Raw genomic sequence first — 3,205 nt, forward strand, 5'->3', positions numbered from 1 at the left:
CGCCAGAATGCGGTATTCCGAACGCGTCAGTGTCAGCGGTTTGCAACGAAAAGAAATACGAAACCCGGCTTCATCCACCTGCCAGGGCGATTCGTCAACGGCGTGAGCGGGCGCCGGTGACGTGGGCACGATGCGTTTGAGAATGGCACGAATACGAGCCACCACTTCACGGGGGCTGAACGGCTTGGTGACATAATCGTCGCCACCCAGTTCCAGCCCCAAAATGCGGTCCACTTCATCCTGGCGGGCTGTGAGAAAAAGCACCGGCAGTTCGCTGCGCTGGCGCAGCTGCTTGAGCACCTCGAAGCCATTGATATCCGGCAGCCCCACATCCAGCACAACAACGTCGAAAGGCTGGGCACTAACAGTATCCAGCGCATCCTGCCCCAGCGTCACATGGGTCACGGCGAAATGCTCACGCTCCAGCGCAAACACCAGCGGCTCGGCAATACGCGGTTCATCTTCTACGATCAGTACAGCGGGCACTTGAAATCTTCCTGGCCAGTAACCATGGCATGATAACCAGACCACGAGAGCGTTCCCATGCCAGGAGGCGTTTATGTTGGAACTGATCGACAATCTGCCCGGAGACACCGTGGGGGTCAGCGCCCACGGCGAACTCACCGCCGAGGACTACCGCAAGGTGCTGGTGCCTGCCATCGAAGGGGCACTAAGCCAGCACGAGCACATTAATGTGCTCTACGAAATTGGCCCGACTTTCGACGCATTTTCTGCCGGCGCCATGTTGCAGGACGCCTTGGTCGGCTTGCGCCACCCACTGAGCTGGAAGCGCATTGCGGTGGTCACCAGCCACGACTGGATCAGCAACACCGTCCAGCAGGCCAGCGCGCTGATTCCCGGTGACGTCCGGGTATTTGAATGGGCAGAACAAAAAGATGCGCTAAGCTGGTTGGCGAGCTAAAGGCAGCTACGAGCTACGAGCTGCCAGCGGCGAGGAAAAGCGGAAAAGCCAAGTCCCATGAGTACAAGGTTTTGATCTTTCTCGCAGCTCATCACTCGAAGTTCGCAGCTGCCTTTACCCCGCCTGCCGCAAACTCAATTTCAACGCATCCAGCAGATCCCGGCCGGCGCTGTGCAGCTCTCTGATGTCCTTCAGAAAGAAAGTTTTCTTCACCCGTGTTTGCACCACCAACACTCCGTAGAGCACGCCGTCGTATTCCAGCGGAATGCCCAGATAACTGCGAAAATGCTCTTCATCGGAACCGGGTACATAGAAGTAATCCATATGCGCCTGGATATCCCGGGCCGCCACGGCGCTGCGGCTGCGCGCCACCTTGCCGGAAGAACCTGCTCATGATCTATACGCAGCCGCGCCGGAGTTCATTTTGTTGTCAGCCCGTGATTACGAGTGTGCCGTGTAGCCATTCTACATAAACAAGAGTAATCACGGACTGACGGCAAAAGGTGCCCGGCCCTTCGGGTTGCCGCTAAAAATGGCGCCATTCTGCGTTGCGAACCTTGAACTTGACCCATCAGGCCCTGCGGTCCGCGCCTTGCCTGGCACCATTTTTAGCGGCAACACGGTTGCGTATAGACCATGAACAGGTTCTCACCCCCTGGCTGTACGTCAGGGTGGCTCCCAACACTTGCTGATTAAGGCCACTGGTAGCGACGATCTCCAGGCACTGCTGCTGACCATCAGCCTGATACAGGCTGCAGACCTGCACGTTGAGCTTGTTTCTCACTGCATCCACGCGGGCATGCATGAAATTCGGGGGCAAGGGCACGCAATTACCTCTCTATAGGCCCGCGTTAATGCGGGCCTCCCCTCCCTTTCAATATCCGTGCCTGTTTGGCGCGCCTCAGGCAGATCACCACCACATGCTTTACACTGTACGCGTTACCTTTGCCGTGGAGCCCTGCGTTGGCCAAAAAAGCAAAAACCGAGGCCGAGATCGCGCACTTTCGTGAATCCGTGTGCGAGGCGGCTACTCGTCTGTTCATCGAACGTGGCCCCCAGAATGTGACCATGCGTCAGATCGCCAGCGAAGTGGGGGTGAGCCCGATGACGCCCTACCGCTATTTCCGCGACAAGGATGACATTCTGGCCACCGTCCGCGCCGCCGCCTTCAACCGCTTTGCTGCCACACTGGAAACCGCCGTGGCCAGCGCCCCCGACGCCCGCAGTAAAGGCCGCGCCGTGGGTGATGCCTACGTGGGGTTTGCCAAGTCGCACCCCGCTGCCTACCAGCTGATTTTCTCCTTTTCCCAGCCCGACGAAGACCGTTACCCGGAACTGCAGGCCGCCAATGGCCGTGCCCAGGAAACCATGGTGGGCTATGTGCGCGAGATGATTGAGGCTGGCCTGCTCAAGGGCGATGCCCAGCTGATCGGCTATATGTTCTGGGCCAACCTCCATGGCATCGTGGTGCTGGAACTGGCCAGCGGCCTGCGCGGCATGGACGGCGACACCCTGCGCGAGAAGATCATGCGCACCCTCTACGCCGGCATGCAGGTCACCCCGCCCACTCTGGATTCCTGACCAATCCGCTCAATCCCCACATCGGCAGACTTGACTCTATAAATGTACGGTGTAAATTTTACTTCGTATATTTATCCCGCCGGGTCGTGTTTCCGGTGGCCCGGACCCTGCCCCGCGTTAATACCGGGGCCCAGCATGAGGACACTGCCATGTCTTTGCCCATTGAAATTCGCTCCCGCCTGCGCCTGCCGGTGATGTGTTCACCGCTGTTCATCATTTCCAACCCGGACCTGGTGATCGCCCAATGCCAGGCCGGCGCCATCGGCTCGTTCCCGTCACTGAACGCCCGCCCGCTGTCGCAGCTGGATGAATGGCTGCACCGCATTACCGAAGAGCTGGCCGCCTGGGACCGGGACCACCCGGACCAACCCTCCGCCCCGTTCGCAGTCAACCAGATTGTTCACCGCTCCAATGATCGCCTCGAGAAAGACCTGGAGCTGTGTGAAAAGTACAAGGTGCCCATGGTGATCACTTCCCTGGGCGCCCGCGAAGACGTGAACCAGGCAGTACACGGCTGGGGCGGCATGGTGATGCATGACGTGATCAACAATCACTTTGCCCACAAGGCGATCGAAAAAGGCGCCGATGGCCTGATCGCTGTCGCCGCCGGTGCCGGTGGCCACGCCGGGCAGCTGTCCCCGTTCGCGCTGATGCAGGAAATTCGCAGCTGGTTCGACGGCCCGCTGGCCCTGTCCGGTTCCA

General features: G+C 59.4%; 5 protein-coding genes. 3 read left to right on the forward strand and 2 right to left on the reverse strand.

The features are described 5' to 3' along the window. On the reverse strand, positions 1 to 486 hold a 486-nt coding region (locus A3754_RS18945; protein WP_063520942.1), incomplete at its 3' end, for a response regulator. A gap of 73 nt (positions 487 to 559) precedes the next feature. Between A3754_RS18945 and A3754_RS18950 the strand changes: the two genes are divergently transcribed. Beyond that, positions 560 to 922: an STAS/SEC14 domain-containing protein gene (locus tag A3754_RS18950; protein WP_063520943.1), complete on the forward strand. Its 363-nt coding sequence runs from the start codon at positions 560 to 562 to the stop codon at positions 920 to 922. A gap of 114 nt (positions 923 to 1,036) precedes the next feature. Here A3754_RS18950 and A3754_RS18955 read toward each other — a convergent pair whose 3' ends face one another. Next, positions 1,037 to 1,294, reverse strand: coding sequence for a hypothetical protein (locus A3754_RS18955; RefSeq protein WP_063520944.1), 258 nt, complete (start codon positions 1,292 to 1,294; stop codon positions 1,037 to 1,039). A gap of 591 nt (positions 1,295 to 1,885) precedes the next feature. Between A3754_RS18955 and A3754_RS18965 the strand changes: the two genes are divergently transcribed. Continuing rightward, the gene (locus A3754_RS18965; RefSeq protein WP_063520946.1) at positions 1,886 to 2,503 is read left to right on the forward strand and encodes a TetR/AcrR family transcriptional regulator; all 618 of its coding nucleotides are present in this window, start codon (positions 1,886 to 1,888) and stop codon (positions 2,501 to 2,503) included. A 149-nt stretch (positions 2,504 to 2,652) separates the two neighbouring features. Beyond that, the coding region (locus A3754_RS18970) for an NAD(P)H-dependent flavin oxidoreductase (RefSeq protein ID WP_369817627.1) at positions 2,653 to 3,205 on the forward strand (553 nt) is incomplete at its 3' end.

It is taken from the genome of Alcanivorax sp. HI0083, from assembly GCF_001635175.1.

Coding starts and splice junctions, on each gene's coding strand:
- A3754_RS18950 (WP_063520943.1), top strand. CDS start 560: ATGTTGGAACTGATCGACAATCTGCCCGGAGACACCGTGGGGGTCAGC.